Source organism: Streptomyces sp. NPDC048278 (assembly GCF_040652195.1).
In the GTDB taxonomy this organism is placed as follows: domain Bacteria; phylum Actinomycetota; class Actinomycetes; order Streptomycetales; family Streptomycetaceae; genus Streptomyces.
Genome location: NZ_JBEZLP010000006.1, coordinates 81,365 through 97,270 on the forward strand (window position 1 = coordinate 81,365; position 15,906 = coordinate 97,270).

A 15,906-nucleotide genomic window follows, 5' to 3' on the forward strand; every position below is an offset into this window, starting at 1 on the left:
GGTTGGTTGAGAAGGTCGTCGTTTACTTCAATATGCAGGTCGTGGATCGTGAACGGCATGCCGAAAACCCGCCGTATCGACGTGGTGCTCCTGGCCGTCGCCGTCGTCTGGGGCTCCAGCTACCTGACGGCGAAGTCCGCCACCGACGCGCTGCCCGTCCCGACCGTCCTCTTCGTGCGCTACGCCGTCGCCGCGCTCGCGTGCGCGGTCGTGCTGCCCCGGTTCGGCGGCCTCACCCGGGACGAGCGGATCCACGGCGGCCTGCTCGGCCTCACCCAGGCCGCCGTCCTCGTCCTGGAGACGTACGGCGTCGCCCGCACCAGCGCCGGGAACGCAGGCCTGATCATCAGCCTCACCCTCGTCCTCACCCCGGTCCTGGACCGGGTCGGTCTGCCCGGAAGGTTCTTCCTCGCCGCCGGGGTGTGCCTGGCCGGTGTCGGGCTGCTCGTCTCCGGCCACGGGCTGCGCGCCCCCGGAGCCGGTGACCTGCTGATGCTCGCGGCGGCCGTGGTCCGCGCCGGGCATGTGGTGCTGGTCGGCCGGGTGACCGCGGGCCGGGCCCTGCGCCCGCTCCAGCTGACCGCCGTACAGTGCGCCGTGGGCGCCGCCCTGTTCCTGCCGTTCGCGGCCCCCGGGCTGTCCGCGCCCGCCCGGACCGGCGCCGTCACCTGGGCACAGCTCCTCTACCTGGCTCTCTTCTGCGGCCTGTTCGCCTTCCTCGCCCAGACCTGGGCCGTCCAGCGCACCTCCGCGACCCGGGCCGGGCTCCTGCTGGGCACCGAACCGGTATGGGCCCTGCTGGTCGGCACCGCCCTCGGCGGTGAGCGGCTCACCGGGATCTCCGTCCTCGGAGCCGTACTCGTCGTCGCGGGGACGTACTGGGGCCAAGCCATCGAACGCGCACATCGCGGACTCCCGGCCGCGGCGGTTCGCGACGCGGTCCCGCACGGTGCCGGTACAGGCGCCACACAGGCAAGTTAACCTGCGAAACACTTTCCGGAAATCTGCTGTTTCCTTTGAGGTCGTGAATTCTTTCCCGTGCCGTACACGGATTCGGAATTCGGCCTATTACTTCACAGGCGTGGCACAACCATCAGGAACATCTACCCGTCTAAGTCGGCGAAACACCGACCTGCGGGGAGCGACGACCCCGTTTTTTATCTGGGGGCCGCACACAATGAATCGCACCGTCCTGGCCGGGCGTGAACAGGGGGCGAAACCGGCGAGAGACCGAGCGGAACGGGAAACCGGCACCGTGAAATGGCGGCGCGCCGATCCGAGAGCAACCGCGGCGCTGCTCGCGGCACTTCTCACCACCATGGCGTTCTGCGCCGCCGACGTGATCGCCCGCAGCTACCCGTTCGGTCCCCGCACCCGCAGCGTCAACGACCTCGGCAACCAGTACGTGCCCTTCCACGCCCACCTCTGGGACCTGCTGCACGGCAGGGCCGACGGCGGCCTCCTCGTCAACTGGCAGTCCGGCTACGGCTCCAGCTTCCTGCCGGACCTCGGCACCTATGTGAGCAGTCCGTTCGCGCTCCTCGTCGCCCTCTTCCCGCGCGACGAGATCGACCTCGCGGTGTACGCGGTCACCGTGCTGAAGACGGCGGTCGCCGGCGCCGCCATGGCCTGGCTGCTGATGAGCCTGCGCCGGGGCCGCTGGTGGGCGGTCGGCCTCCTGGGCGCCTCCTACGCCCTGTGCGGCTGGAGCATCGCCCTCGCCTCGTACAACCCGATGTGGCTCGACGGCCTGATCGCGCTGCCGCTGTTCTGCCTGGTCGGTGAGTGGGCCATGGCCGGCCGCCGCCCGCTGCTCGGGGTGCTGATCGTGGCCCTCGCCTGGATCGCCAACTTCTACACCGCCTACATGGCCACCCTCGGCGCCGCCCTGGTGCTGCTGCTCCGGCTGGTGCTCGCCGAACTGCCGTGGCGGCGCGCCCTCGCGGTGGTGGGCCGGGCCGGGGTGACCGTCGGGCTGGGCATCGGCCTGGCCGCGCCGCTGGTGATCGTCGTGTACTCCGGCACCAAGCACGCCTACCCCGGCCGCGAGGGCCACTTCGCCCCGGTCGGCACCGAGGACCTGCTCGCCCGGCTGCTGCCGACGACCTACAGCTACAGCTCCCCGGCCCTCTACGTCGGCATCACCGCGCTGCTCCTCGCCCTCGCCCTGCCCTTCCACCGGAAGGTCCCGGTCCGGGTGCGGGCCGGCTGGACGGTCCTGACGCTCGCCGTCGCCCTCTCCCTCCAGTGGGCGCCGACCAGCCTGGCCTGGCACGCCTTCGCCGCCCCGAACGGCAGCTCCTACCGGCAGGCCTTCGTGCTCTGCGCCCTGCTGGTCGTCGCCGCCTGGCACGCCCTGGCCTACGGGCTGCCGGACCTGCGGGCGCTCGGCGCGGCCACCGTGCTGCTGGTCCTGATCGCCGCCGCCGCGAGCCGCAGCACCCTCACCCAGCAGCACAGCCACCACACCTGGCCGGTGGTGCTGCTCGCGGTCGCGGGCGCGCTGGGCGGGCTCGCGCTGCTCGGCTTCAGGAACGGCAGGCCGGTGCTGGCCGGGCTGGCCGTGGCGCTGCTGATCGGCGCGCAGTTCGGCGAGGCCGCGGCCACCTCGGCCGTGGCCACCCGGAGCCGGCTCGGCCAGATGGACGACTACGCGCCCTGGGGCGACCGCCAGCAGCAGGAGGCGGACGCGGTCGCGAGCGCCGACGCCTGGCCCGCGTACCGCACCGAACCCGGCCGCGACCAGACCGTCGCCAACGACCCCATGATGGTCGGCGGCCAAGGCTCCCAGTACTACAGCAGCCTCACCGCCGACGTCCTCAGCCGTACCCTCACCGCGCTCGGCGACGGCTGGACCTCGCGCGGCCGGAGCCTGCAGAGCCTCGACAACCCGGTCACCGACGCGGTCTTCTCGGTGGGCGCCCGGGTGCACAACCCGCCGGACCCGCACCAGAAGTGGCTGCCCCAGGGCGGTGGCCCGTCCACCGTCACACGCGAGGACGTCCCGCCGCTGGTCACGGTACGGCCCACCGCCGCGCACTCCACCCCGGCCTCCTTCGGCCCCTCCCCGTACCGCAACCAGGAACTCCTGCTCGGCGCCCGCGTCTACACCCTGCCCCGCACCACCCTCAGCGGTGCGGGCAAGGGCGACGCGGCGCGGGGCCTGCTGGTCGACGGGGCGCAGACCATCACCGCGCAGTGCCGGCCCGGGAGTTCGGTCTTCCTGTGGGCACCGCACTACTCGGGTACGGCCCAACTCGCGAGCGGCGGCGAGCAGAAGCTGTTCCGGTCGGACGCCGAGAACACGAAGATCGCCGCGATGCAGCCGCTCGGCACGGTGCGTGCCGCGGGGCAGATCCGGATCGACCTCAAGCCCAACCGGCTCAGCCGGGTCCCGGCCCAGGGCTCGGTCGGCTGCCTCGACACCGCGCGGCTGCGCACCGCCGTACAGCGTCTGAAGTCCACCGGCGCGACCGAGGTGACCGTCTCCGACGGCACCCTGCACGCCCGACTGCCCGCCGGCAGCAGGGGAACCGCCGTGGTGGCCGCCCCGCGGATCGCCGGCTGGCGCTGCTCCGCGGGGGGCGGCGACGAGGTCCCGGCGAGCGAGTTCCACGGCCTGATCGCCGTCCCGCTCGGCGCCTCCGCCACCAGCCTGACCTGCACCTTCCATCCACCCGGCCTGCGCCTGGGCACCGCCGTCGGGGGCGCCTCGCTGCTGACCCTGATCCTCATCGGCACCGTCTCCGTAGTACGCCGCAGAACCGCCACCCGCTCCGGCGAGCGCACGACCACCGCTCACTGACCCGTCCCCAGGGGGAAGAAACCCATGCTGATATCGATCGTGGCGCCCTGCTACAACGAGGAAGACGTCATAGAGCGCTTCCACGAGCAGGTCCAGAAGATCGCCAACGAACTCCTGCCGCTCGGCCACGACATGGAGTTCGTGTACGTCGACGACGGCAGCCGTGACCGCACCCTGCCCCTCCTCAGCAAGATCGCGGACGGCGACTCGCGCGTCCGGTACGTCTCCTTCAGCCGCAACTTCGGCAAGGAGGCGGCCCTGCTGGCCGGCCTGAAGCACGCGACCGGCGACGCCGTGATCGTGATGGACGCCGACCTCCAGCACCCGCCGGAGCTCATCAAGCGCATGGTCGAACTGCGCGGCGAGGGCTACGACCAGGTCATCGCCAAGCGCACCCGGCAGGGCGACCGCGTCACCCGCACCCTCACCGCCCGCCTCTACTACCGGCTCATCAACCGGATGGTCGACGTCGAACTCGTCGACGGCGTAGGCGACTTCAGACTGATGTCGCGCCGGGTGGTGGACGCTGTCGTGAGCCTCACCGAGTACAACCGGTTCTCCAAGGGCCTGTTCGCCTGGGTCGGCTTCCCCAGCACCACCTTCGAGTACGAGAACGCGGTGCGCGAACACGGCTCCAGCTCCTGGTCGTTCCGCAGCCTGCTCAACTACGGTCTGGACGGCCTGCTCTCCTTCAACAACCGCCCGCTGCGCGCCGCCCTCTACCTCGGCATGACCCTGCTGGCCCTGGCCGGGGCGTACACGGCGTGGATCGTGGGCGGCGCGATGATCAACGGCGTCCAGACGCCCGGCTATGTCACCATCATCACAGCCGTCACCGCCCTGGCCGGCGTGCAGATGATCATGCTCGGGGTCATCGGCGAGTACACCGGCCGGATCTACTACGAGGTCAAGGGGCGCCCGCACTTCCTGGTGAAGGCGACGAACGTGGACCGAACGGAAGACCGCACCCGCGGCACGACGAAGGACCTCATCCCCTGATGCCGAACGCCCTGTCGACCGCTCCGTCGACCACCAAGCCCCCTCGCCCGATATCAGGGCAGATCATCACCTTCGCGGCAGTGGGCGTCGTCAACACCGCGACGTACTACGGGCTTTACTTGTTTTTTCTCATGTATTTGCCATATCTCGCGGCGCACATTATCTCCTTCGTATTGAGCATGATCGGCTCGTTTTTTCTCAATGCGAAGTTCACTTACCGCATACGTCCCACCTGGCGGAAATTCCTGCTGTTCCCGCTGACCAACGCGACGAATTTCGTGATCACCACGGTGGGGGTGTACGTGATCGTCGACGTGCTGCACATGGGGAGCAAGTTCGCTCCGCTGATCGCCTCGGCGGCGGCGATTCCGGTGACGTTCGTGGTGTCGCGCTGGGTGATGCTGCCGAAGGTGGAAACACTCGGGGGCTGACGGCCCCGTACGGCTCACCGGGTGCCGTCGTGGATCTCCAGCGGGCGTGCCTGCCAGGCCGCCCGGTCGGCGCTGATGGCGCTCGCCGCCCGCAGCAGCAGCGGCAGATGGTGCTCGACGAGGGTGTCCACGGACGTCTCGGCCGCGTGGGCGTTGACGTTGACGGCGGCGACCACCCTCCCGTCCCCGTCCCGCAGCGGGGCGGCGACCGAGCGGATGCCCAGTGCCAGGTCCTGGTCGGTGACCGCCCAGCCCTTGGCCCGGACGTCGCGCAGTGCGGCGTCGATCTCCTCCCGCCCGGGTGTCCAGCGCGGCGTGATGCCCGAACGGCTGGGCTCGGCCAGGGCCTTGTCCAGGTCGTCCGGGGAGAGCGCGGCCAGCAGGACCTTGCCGAGCGAGGTCCCCAGGGCCGGGAACCGGGTGCCGATCGTGACGGCCAGCGTCACCAGTTTCGGCACCGCGACGCGGGCCACGTAGACGACGTCCGAGCCGTCGAGCTGGGCGATCGAGCAGGACTCGGCGGTCTCCGCCACCAGGTCCCGCAGGTGCGGCCGGGCCAGCTCCCACAGGTTCGTCGAGCCGATGTAGGCCATCCCGAGATCCAGTACCCGGGGCGTGAGCGAGAAGCCGCGCTCCTCGGAGCGGACGTAGCCCAGCTCCGTGAGCGTGATGAGGATTCGCCGGGCGGTGGGCCGGGCCAGGCCGGTGGCGGTCGCGATCTCGCTGAGCGACATCGAGGAGGTGCCGGGCGCGAAGCAGCGCAGCACGTCCAGCCCGCGGGCCAGGGCCTCGATGAACTCCGGGTTTCCGTCTCGACGCATGTCCCCAGGCTAGCGGAACGGACATCGGTCCGACCCGCCTGATCTCCTCTCATCAGGGACATCGGCGCACGGGTCTTGCCTCATGGTCGAGTGCCACTGCATGCTGACCGCTGTACGGACAAGTGTCCGCACAGCGTCGGACGGGCCGGATCAAGGAGGATTCCATGGCCTTCGTGACGGAGGAGAACCTCACCGACCTCGCGGAGAAACGCTGGGCCACCGCCCGCTCGCCCCGGCTCGCCGAGCTGATGACCGGGCTGGTGAGGCATCTGCACGCGTACGCCCGCGAGGTGGGGCTCACCGAGGAGGAGTGGGCCGCCGCCGTGGAATGGCTGGCCGCGACCGGCCGGATCAGCGACGACAAGCGCCAGGAGTTCATCCTCGCCTCCGACGTGCTCGGCCTGAGCACCCTCGTCGTCCAGCTCAACAACCGGTTCACGCCCGCGGCCACGCCGGCCACCGTCCTCGGCCCGTTCCACATCGACGGCTCCCCGGCCGCCCCCTACGGCACGGACATGTCCGACGGCATCCCGGGCGTCCCGCTGTTCGTCACCGGCAGGGTCCTCGACCCGTCCGGCACCGCCCTGCCGGACGTCGTCCTCGACGTGTGGCAGGCGGACGCCGACGGCACCTACGAGGCCCAGCTCCCGGACGTCGACGAGGCCCGGCTCCGGGCGAAGTACCGCACCCGCGCCGACGGCACCTACTGCGTGCGCACCATCGCCCCGCGCGGCTACGCCATCCCGATGGACGGCCCGGTGGGCGCCCTCGTCGGCAGGACCCGGATCAGCCACTTCCGCCCCGCGCACATCCACTTCCTGATCGCCCACCCCGGCTACGACCGGCTCGTCACCCACCTGTTCCAGCAGGGCTCCGAATACCTCGACAGCGACGTCGTGTTCGGCACCAAGGACCGGCTGGTCGTGGACTTCGCCGAGCGGCCGGCCGGCCCCGCCCCCGACGGCGGCACGCTCACCGTGCCCCACCTGCACGCCGAGTACGACTTCGTGCTCAACCCGGCCGCCGCCCCCGACCGGGCCCGGCCGTGAGTCCTCGTCCCTGCGCGGCCACCGCCCCCCGACCGCCACGGACGGGGGCCGGGGCGGTCGGCGCCCGGGCCCGCCACGGCCGTCGTACCCCTGACATCCCGCTCCCGGGCGCCGCGCGCCCGCCCGCGGCCCACACCGAGGTGACCCCATGACCGACGCCGCCCCGAACCCCGGCGAGTCCACCGCCGCGCGTCCCGCCGACTTCGCGCCCGGCCGTCCGATCCTCTTCCGCGGCGCGACCGTGCTCACCATGGACCCCGCGCTGGGTCTGCTCGAACGCGGTGACGTCCTGGTCCGGGGCGAGCGGATCGACAGCGTCGGCCACGACCTGCCGGCTCCGCAGGACGCCGTCGTGATCGACGCCGCCGGCGGCATCCTCATGCCCGGCATGGTCGACACCCACCGGCACATGTGGCAGACCGCGCTGCGCGGTTTCGGCGCCGACTGGACGCTGTCCCAGTACTTCGTCTTCTACTACCTCGACTGGGGCACCGTCTTCCGGCCCGAGGACATCCACGCGGGCAACCTGCTCGCCGCCGTGGAGGCCCTGGACGCCGGGGTGACGACGACCGTCGACTGGTCGCACGGCCTGCGGACACCGGAGCACGGCGACGCGGCCGTGGCGGCCCTGCGCGCCGTCCCCGGCCGCTTCGTCCTCGCCTACGGCAACCTGCTCGGCGCCCCCTGGGAGTGGGCCAACGCCCCGGAGTTCCGGGCCTTCGTGGACCGGCACTTCGCCGCCCCCGACGACATGCTGGGCCTCCAGCTCGCCTTCGACGTCACCGGCGACCAGGCCTTCCCCGAGAAGGCCGCGTTCGAGGCGGCCCGCGAGCTCGGCCTGCCGGTCACCACGCACGCCGGGGTCTGGGGCGCCACGAACGACGACGGCATCCGCCTGATGTGGGACCACGGGTTCATGACCCCCGACGTCACCTACGTGCACTCCGCCACCCTCGGCGAGGACTCCTACCAGCGGATCGCCGCCTCCGGGGGCCGGGTGTCGGTGTCGGCGGAGAGCGAGCAGAACGCCGGCCAGGGCTACCCGCCCACCTGGCGGCTGCGCCGGCACGGCATCCCCGTGTCGCTGTCCATGGACACCAGCGTCTGGTTCAGCGCCGACCTCTTCTCGGCCATGCGCGCCACCCTCTCCGCCGACCGCGCCCGCGAGCACCTGGAGGCCCACGCGGCCGGCGAGACCGTGGTGCACCACCGGCTGCGCGCCCGGGACGTCGTCGAGTGGGCCACCATCGGCGGCGCCCGGGTGCTGGGCCTCGACGACCGGATCGGCTCGGTCACCCCGGGCAAGCAGGCCGACCTGGTGCTGCTGCGGAACGACCGGAACCCGGCCATGTTCCCGCTGCTCCACCCCTACGGGCACGTGGTCTACCAGGCCGGGCGCGCCGACGTGGACACCGTCCTCGTCAACGGCAGGGTGGTCAAGCACCGGCACGAACTCCTCGGCACGGACCTGTCCCGGGCCCGCGAGGCCGTCGCCGCCACCGTCGAGCACACCCGCCGCACGCTCGGCGAGGAGGCCTGGCAGCGGGCCATGGCACCGGAGATCCCCGGGACCGAGCCGATCCCGAACCCCTACACCTACAGCGAGTACCGCGGCGAGGGCGTCGCCGTGCGGCGGACGGAGGACGCGTAGGCCATGGCCGACCCGAACAACGCCCACCGCGGTCCCGGTCCGCTCGACGGACTGCTGGTGGCGGACTTCTCCCGGATCCTCGCGGGCCCCTACGCGACCATGCTGCTGGCGGACCTCGGCGCCGACGTCGTGAAGGTCGAGTCGCCCGGCGGGGACGACACCCGCACCTGGAAACCCCCGGTGCGCGACGGGGTGTCCACCTACTACCTGGGGATCAACCGCGGCAAGCGGTCGATCGCGCTCGACCTGCGGGACCCCGGGGACGCGGCGCTCGCCCGGGAGCTGGCCCGCCGCGCGGACGTCCTCGTCGAGAACTTCAAACCGGGCGGACTGGCCAGGTACGGCCTGGACCACGCCACCACCAGCGCCGCCAACCCCGGCCTGGTGTACGCCTCCATCAGCGGGTTCGGCACCGGGCCCGGCCGCGAGGTGCCCGGCTACGACCTGATGGTGCAGGCGGTGTCCGGGCTGATGAGCCTCACCGGCGACCCGGACGGGCCCGCCTACCGGGCCGGCATCTCGGTGTTCGACGTGATGGCCGGCAACCACGCGGCCATCGGCATCCTCGCCGCCCTCCGCCACCGCGACCGCACCGGGCTCGGCCAGCTCGTCGAGGTGAACCTGCTCTCCTCGGCGCTGACCGGGCTGGTCAACCACAGCTCGGCGTACGTCGCCGGCGACACCGTGCCCTACCGCATGGGCAACGCCCACCCCAGTGTCTTCCCCTACGAGCCGCTGCCGACGGCCGACCGGGACCTGATCGTGACGGCCGCCAACGACGGCCAGTTCCGCAGGCTGTGCGAGGTGCTCGGCATCCCGGACACGGCCGCCGACCCGCGCTTCGCGCACAACGCCGACCGCACCGCGAACCGCGAGGAGCTCCGGCCCCTCCTGGTCGAACGGCTGCGCACCCGCCCCGCCCTGGAATGGTTCGACCTGCTGGTGGCCGCCGGGGTGCCGTGCGGGCCGATCAACACCATCGACGGCGGTTTCGCCATGGCCGAGCGCTTCGGCCTCGACCCCGTCGTCGAGGTCGGCGAGGGGGACCGTGCCGTGCCCACCACCCGCCACCCGATCCGCTTCTCCGAGACCCCCGCGGCCTACCGGCTGCCCCCGCCGGAACTCGACGAACACGGCACCGACCTGCGCGAATGGCTGGCGAACGGCACCCTGGACGGCACGCGGTACGCCTCGCGGACCGACTCGCAGCCTGCCTTGCAGGCCGACTCGCACGCCGCCTCGCGGACCGACTCGGAGGCCGGCCGTGCCTGAGTACCCCACCGCCCTGGGCGCCTCCTCCGTCGACCGGATCACGCTGCTCGGCCAGGACCTGGCCGCCGACGTGATGGGCGAGGTCGGCTTCGGCGAACTGGCCTTCTGGCTCGCCACCCAGCGCCGCCCCGCGCCGGGCGAGACCCGGGTCTTCGAGGCCGTCCTGGCCGCGCTCGCCGACCACGGCTTCACGCCGACCGCGATCACGGCCCGGCTGACGTACCTGTCCGCCCCCGACTCCGTCCAGGGCGCGCTCGCCGCCGGACTCCTCGGCGGCGGCTCGCGCTTCCTGGGCGTCACCGAGGACTGTGGCCGCTACCTGCACGACGTCCTGGCCACGGCGGCGGACGGCCACCCGGCCGACGACGCCGGCTGGGACGACCTCGCCCGCACGGCCGTGCGTGGGTCCCGGGAGGCCGGCCGGCTGATCCCCGGGCTCGGGCACCACGTCCACAAGCAGGGTGACCCGCGCACCCCGAGGCTGTTCGCCCTCGCCGCCGAGGAGGGGCTCGTCGGCCCGCACCTGTCCCTGTTCGCCGCGATCGGCCGGGTCCACCCCGAGATCCTCGGCCGGACCCTGCCGCTCAACGGCGCCGGGACCTGCGGCGCCGCACTGGCCGACCTCGGCCTCCCGCTGGAGCTGCTCCGCGCCTTCGCGCTGCTCGCCCGCACCGCCGGACTGATCGGCCAGCTCGCGGAAGAGCTGCGCGATCCGGTCGCGCGTGACATCTTCCTCTCGGTGGACCTCAACAACCGCGCCGTCCCGCCCCGGCCGTACGACCCGGCCACGGAGTGACGGCCGAAGGCGTCGTTGCATAAAAGTGCAGGGAACCGTATAGTCATGCCATCTGGAGGAGGATGGACATGGCGGTACGTGCGGCGGTGGCCGGAGCGAGCGGGTACGCGGGCGGAGAGGTCCTGCGGCTGCTCCTCGCGCACCCCGAGGTCGAGATCGGCACCCTGACCGGCAACTCCAACGCGGGCCAGCGCCTGGGCGCGCTCCAGCCGCACCTGCTCCCGCTCGCCGACCGCGTGCTGGCGGAGACGACCCCCGAGGCCCTCGCCGGGCACGACGTCGTCTTCCTCGCGCTGCCCCACGGCCAGTCCGCCGCCGTCGCCGAGCAGCTCGGCCCGGACGTCCTCGTCGTCGACATGGGCGCCGACTTCCGCCTGACGGACCCGGCCGACTGGGAGCGCTTCTACGGCTCCCTGCACGCCGGCACCTGGCCCTACGGCCTCCCCGAACTGCCGGGTGCCCGCGCCGCGCTGGAGGGGTCCAAGCGCATCGCGGTACCCGGTTGCTACCCCACCGCCGTCTCCCTCGCCCTGTACCCGGCCTACGCGGCCCGGATCGCCGAGCCCGAGGCGCTGATCGTCGCCGCCTCCGGCACCTCCGGCGCGGGCAAGGCGGCCAAGCCGCACCTGCTCGGCAGCGAGGTCATGGGCTCCATGACCCCGTACGGCGTCGGCGGCGGCCACCGGCACACCCCCGAGATGATCCAGAACCTCAGCGCGGTGGCGGGGGAGCGGGTCGCCGTCTCCTTCACGCCGACGCTCGCGCCGATGCCCCGGGGCATCCTCGCCACGTGCAGCGCCAAGGCCGCGCCGGGCGTCACCGCCGAGTCCCTGCGCGCCGCCTACGAGAAGGCCTACGCCGACGAGCCCTTCGTCCACCTGCTCCCCGAGGGCCGGTGGCCCGCCACGGCGTCCGTCTACGGTTCCAACGCCGTTCAGGTGCAGGTCGCATACGACGAGGCGGTGGGCCGCATCATCGCGATCAGTGCCATCGACAACCTGACCAAGGGCACCGCCGGCGGTGCCGTCCAGAGCATGAACCTCGCCCTGGGTCTCGCCGAGACCACCGGGCTGACCACGATCGGAGTTGCGCCGTGAGCGTGACGGCAGCGAAGGGATTCACGGCCGCGGGCATCGCCGCCGGGATCAAGGAGAACGGCAACCCGGACCTGGCCCTCGTGGTCAACACCGGGCCCCGCCGCGCCGCCGCGGGCGTCTTCACCTCCAACCGCGTGAAGGCCGCGCCGGTGCTGTGGTCCGAGCAGGTGCTCGCGAGCGGCCAGGTCTCGGCCGTCGTCCTCAACTCCGGCGGCGCCAACGCCTGTACGGGCCCCAAGGGGTTCCAGGACACCCACGCGACCGCCGAGAAGGTGGCCGAGGTGCTGGGGCGGGGCGCGATCGAGGTGGCCGTCTGTTCGACCGGCCTGATCGGCGTGCTGCTGCCCATGGACAAGCTGCTGCCCGGCGTGGAGACCGCCGCCGGCCAGCTCTCCGAGCACGGCGGCGAGAAGGCCGCCATCGCCATCAAGACCACCGACACCGTGCACAAGACGTCGGTCGTCACGAAGGACGGCTGGACGGTCGGCGGGATGGCGAAGGGCGCGGGCATGCTCGCCCCCGGCCTCGCCACCATGCTGGTCGTCCTCACCACGGACGCGGTCGTCGAGAGCGCGGACCTGGACAAGGCGCTGCGCGCCGCGACCCGCACCACCTTCGACCGCGTCGACTCCGACGGCTGCATGTCCACCAACGACACCGTGCTGCTGCTCGCCTCGGGTTCGGCCGACGTCACCCCGGAGTACGCGGAGTTCGCCGAGGCCGTCCGCGCCGTCTGCGACGACCTCGGGCAGCAGCTGATCCGGGACGCCGAGGGCGCCAGCAAGGACATCAAGGTCGAGGTCGTCAACGCGGCCAGCGAGGACGACGCCGTCGAGGTCGGCCGCTCCATCGCCCGCAACAACCTCCTCAAGTGCGCCATCCACGGCGAGGACCCCAACTGGGGCCGCGTGCTCTCCGCGATCGGCACCACCAAGGCCGCCTTCGAGCCCGACCGGCTCAACGTCGCCATCAACGGCGTCTGGGTCTGCAAGAACGGCGGGGTGGGCGAGGACCGCGAGAAGGTCGACATGCGCTACCGCGAGGTGCACATCGTCGCCGACCTGGCCGCCGGCGCCGAGACCGCCACCATCTGGACCAACGACCTGACCGCCGACTACGTCCACGAGAACAGCGCGTACTCGTCATGAGCACCACGCGCAAGCACACCGCGCTGCCCAAGGCGCAGATCCTCATCGAGGCGCTGCCCTGGCTGGTCCGTCACAACGGCAAGACCGTCGTGATCAAGTTCGGCGGCAACGCCATGATCGACGAGGACCTGAAGGCCGCCTTCGCCCAGGACGTCGTCTTCCTGCACCACGCGGGCCTCAGGCCGGTCGTCGTGCACGGCGGCGGCCCGCAGATCAGCGCCGCGCTGGACAAGCACGGCATCGTCAGCGAGTTCAAGGCCGGGCTCCGGGTCACCACCGAGGACGCCATGGACGTCGTACGGATGGTGCTCGCCGGGCAGGTCCAGCGCGAGCTGGTCAACCTGCTCAACCAGCACGGGCCGCTCGCCGTCGGACTGACCGGCGAGGACGCCCACACCATCACCGCGACCAAGCACACGCCCGAGATCGACGGCGAACTCGTCGACATCGGGCGGGTCGGCGAGATCACCGCGATCGACACGGGCGCGATCGAGGCCCTGCTCGCCGACGGCCGGATCCCGGTCGTCTCCTCCATCGCCCGCAGTCAGGACGACGGGCATGTCTACAACGTCAATGCTGATACGGCGGCTGCGGCACTCGCTGCTGCTCTGGGCGCCGAAACCCTCATGGTCCTCACCGACGTGGAGGGCCTCTACGAGGACTGGCCGAACTCCGACGAGGTGATCAGCCGCCTCACCGCTTCCCAACTGGAGAAGCTGCTGCCGGAACTCAGCTCCGGCATGGTGCCGAAGATGGAGGGCTGCCTGCACGCCGTACGCAACGGCGTCACCACCGCCCGCGTCATCGACGGCCGGGTCCAGCACTCGATCCTGCTGGAGATCTTCACGGACGAAGGCATCGGCACGATGGTCGTGCCGGACCAGGAGGGGGAGTCATGAGCAACCAGGAGCTGACCGCGCGGTGGCAGGGCGCGCTCATGAACAACTACGGCACCCCGCGCCTGCCCCTGGCCCGCGGCGAGGGCGCCAGGGTCTGGGACACCGAGGGCCACGAGTACCTCGACTTCGTCGGCGGCATCGCCACCAACGCGCTCGGCCACGCCCACCCCGCGATCGTCGAGGCCGTGAGCAAGCAGATCGCGTCCCTCGGCCACGTCTCCAACCTCTTCATGGCCGAGCCGACCGTCGCCCTGGCCGAGCGGCTGATCCAGCTCTTCGGCCGGGAGGGCCGGGTCTTCTTCTGCAACTCCGGCGCCGAGGCCAACGAAGCCGCCTTCAAGATCGGCCGGCTGACCGGGCGGACCCACATGGTCGCCACCGACGGCGGCTTCCACGGCCGCACGATGGGCGCCCTCGCGCTCACCGGCCAGCCCGCCAAGCAGGACCCGTTCCGCCCGCTGCCCGCCGACGTCACCCACGTCCCCTACGGCGACGCGCAGGCGCTGGCCGCCGCGGTCACCGAGGACACCGCCCTGGTGATCATCGAGCCCGTCCAGGGCGAGAACGGCGTCGTCGTACCCCCGCCCGGCTACCTCAAGGCGGCCCGCGCGATCACCGCGGCCACCGGCGCCCTGCTCGTCCTCGACGAGGTGCAGACCGGCACCGGCCGCACCGGCACCTGGTTCGCCTACCAGGCCCACGAGGGCGTGCTGCCCGACGTCGTCACCCTCGCCAAGCAGCTCGGCGGCGGGCTGCCGCTCGGCGCGACCGTGGCCTTCGGCCGCGCCGCCGAACTGCTCCAGCCCGGCCACCACGGCACCACCTTCGGCGGCAACCCGGTCGCCTGCGCCGCCGGCCTCGCCGTCCTCGACACCATCGGGAACGAGGGGTTGCTGGAGAACGTCAAGCGGCAGAGCGAGAGGTTGCGGGACGGAATCGAGGGTCTCGGCCACCGGTTGATCGATTATGTCCGGGGCGCGGGCCTCCTCCTGGGTATCGTGCTCACCGAGCCGCTGGCAGCGCAGGTCCAGCAGGCGGCTCAGGAGGCCGGGTTCCTGGTGAACGCGCCCGCTCCCGACGTCGTACGGCTGATGCCGCCGCTGAACCTCCGCGACGCCGAGGCGGACGCGCTGCTGCGCGCCCTGCCCGGCATCCTCGACGCAGCGAGCGGGGACGGACGATCCGGAGAATGATCCGGAGAATGAGACGACGATGAGCCAGGCGCAGGAGTTCGACCAGTCCGGCGGGACGGGGGCTGCCGTGCCGCAGACCCGGACCGCCCGGCACCGCCGGATCGTGGACATCCTCAACCGGCAGCCGGTGCGCTCGCAGAGCCAGCTCGCGAAACTGCTCGCCGACGACGGCCTCACGGTCACCCAGGCGACCCTCTCCCGGGACCTCGACGAGCTGAACGCGGTGAAGATCCGCAACACCGACGGCGAGCTGATCTACGCGGTCCCCAGCGAGGGCGGCTTCCGCACCCCGCGCGCCCCGCTGGGGGAGTCGGCGAAGGAGGAGCGGATGCGCCGCCTCTCCCAGGAACTCCTGATCTCGGCGGAGGCCTCGGCGAACCTGGTCGTCCTGCGCACGCCGCCCGGCGCGGCCCAGTTCCTCGCGTCCTCGATCGACCAGGCCGAGCTGCACGACATCCTCGGGACGATCGCCGGCGACGACACGGTGCTGCTCATCAGCAGGGAGCCGACCGGCGGCCAGGCCCTCGCGGACCACCTGCTGCGGCTGGCCCAGAACGGCCACTGACGGAGCCCAGCCCCGTAAGGGGCGCGAGGAACTGCGCGACCAGCCCCCACCGGGCCCGCAGCCGACGACCGGGCCGTGGCCGCCGACCCGCGTGCGGGGCCCGGCCGGCCGACGGACAATGACCGTGTGATCTTCCGCGGCGAGCGGTCAGGCGGGCGGGCAATCCCCTGGCGGCCGTCG

14 protein-coding genes are annotated in these 15,906 nt (G+C 72.1%); 13 read left to right on the forward strand and 1 reads right to left on the reverse strand.

The window, feature by feature from the left end; translation table 11 throughout:
* The first annotated feature begins 57 nt into the window (after positions 1–57).
* The 4 genes from AB0D74_RS13330 to AB0D74_RS13345 all read left to right on the forward strand — a co-directional run bounded on the left by AB0D74_RS13330 (position 58) and on the right by AB0D74_RS13345 (position 5,235).
* The gene (locus AB0D74_RS13330) at positions 58–981 is read left to right on the forward strand and encodes a DMT family transporter (protein ID WP_362584463.1); all 924 of its coding nucleotides are present in this window, start codon (positions 58–60) and stop codon (positions 979–981) included.
* Positions 982–1,318: 337 nt separating this feature from the next.
* Positions 1,319–3,805: a YfhO family protein gene (locus AB0D74_RS13335; RefSeq protein WP_362585115.1), complete on the forward strand. Its 2,487-nt coding sequence runs from the start codon at positions 1,319–1,321 to the stop codon at positions 3,803–3,805.
* Between the two features lie 24 nt (positions 3,806–3,829).
* Positions 3,830–4,804 (forward strand): glycosyltransferase family 2 protein, encoded by a 975-nt coding sequence (locus AB0D74_RS13340; RefSeq protein WP_362584466.1) that lies wholly within the window; start codon positions 3,830–3,832, stop codon positions 4,802–4,804.
* Entirely contained in the window at positions 4,804–5,235 is a 432-nt protein-coding gene (locus tag AB0D74_RS13345) for a GtrA family protein (protein WP_362584469.1), read from the forward strand. The genes AB0D74_RS13340 and AB0D74_RS13345 overlap by 1 nt, the downstream gene beginning before the upstream one ends.
* A 14-nt stretch (positions 5,236–5,249) precedes the next feature.
* On the opposite strand, the gene AB0D74_RS13350 is transcribed toward AB0D74_RS13345, so the two are convergent.
* Complete coding sequence (locus AB0D74_RS13350) at positions 5,250–6,056, reverse strand: IclR family transcriptional regulator C-terminal domain-containing protein (protein WP_362584472.1); 807 nt, start codon at positions 6,054–6,056, stop codon at positions 5,250–5,252.
* A 164-nt stretch (positions 6,057–6,220) separates the two neighbouring features.
* On the opposite strand from AB0D74_RS13350, the gene AB0D74_RS13355 reads away from it, so the two are divergent.
* The 9 genes from AB0D74_RS13355 to AB0D74_RS13395 all read left to right on the forward strand — a co-directional run bounded on the left by AB0D74_RS13355 (position 6,221) and on the right by AB0D74_RS13395 (position 15,726).
* Positions 6,221–7,105 carry a dioxygenase gene (locus AB0D74_RS13355; protein ID WP_362584474.1) on the forward strand — a complete coding sequence of 295 codons (885 nt, stop codon included), beginning with the start codon at positions 6,221–6,223 and terminating at the stop codon, positions 7,103–7,105.
* A gap of 148 nt (positions 7,106–7,253) precedes the next feature.
* Positions 7,254–8,756: an amidohydrolase family protein gene (locus tag AB0D74_RS13360; protein WP_362584477.1), complete on the forward strand. Its 1,503-nt coding sequence runs from the start codon at positions 7,254–7,256 to the stop codon at positions 8,754–8,756.
* A gap of 3 nt (positions 8,757–8,759) precedes the next feature.
* Positions 8,760–10,028, forward strand: a complete 1,269-nt coding sequence (locus tag AB0D74_RS13365) for a CoA transferase (RefSeq protein ID WP_362584480.1) — start codon at positions 8,760–8,762, stop codon at positions 10,026–10,028.
* A complete protein-coding gene (locus AB0D74_RS13370) occupies positions 10,021–10,824 on the forward strand; it encodes a citryl-CoA lyase (protein WP_362584483.1) in 804 nt (267 codons plus the stop codon). Before AB0D74_RS13365 ends, AB0D74_RS13370 begins: the two co-directional genes overlap by 8 nt.
* 68 nt (positions 10,825–10,892) lie before the next feature.
* Positions 10,893–11,921 (forward strand): N-acetyl-gamma-glutamyl-phosphate reductase, encoded by a 1,029-nt coding sequence (argC, locus tag AB0D74_RS13375; protein ID WP_362584485.1) that lies wholly within the window; start codon positions 10,893–10,895, stop codon positions 11,919–11,921.
* Entirely contained in the window at positions 11,918–13,069 is a 1,152-nt protein-coding gene (gene argJ, locus AB0D74_RS13380; protein WP_362584488.1) for a bifunctional glutamate N-acetyltransferase/amino-acid acetyltransferase ArgJ, read from the forward strand. Before argC ends, argJ begins: the two co-directional genes overlap by 4 nt.
* Positions 13,066–13,968 (forward strand): acetylglutamate kinase, encoded by a 903-nt coding sequence (gene argB / locus AB0D74_RS13385; protein ID WP_362584491.1) that lies wholly within the window; start codon positions 13,066–13,068, stop codon positions 13,966–13,968. Before argJ ends, argB begins: the two co-directional genes overlap by 4 nt.
* Positions 13,965–15,161 carry an acetylornithine transaminase gene (locus tag AB0D74_RS13390; protein WP_362584494.1) on the forward strand — a complete coding sequence of 399 codons (1,197 nt, stop codon included), beginning with the start codon at positions 13,965–13,967 and terminating at the stop codon, positions 15,159–15,161. Before argB ends, AB0D74_RS13390 begins: the two co-directional genes overlap by 4 nt.
* Before the next feature lie 19 nt (positions 15,162–15,180).
* Complete coding sequence (locus AB0D74_RS13395) at positions 15,181–15,726, forward strand: arginine repressor (protein WP_351501901.1); 546 nt, start codon at positions 15,181–15,183, stop codon at positions 15,724–15,726.
* Positions 15,727–15,906: the final 180 nt, after the last annotated feature.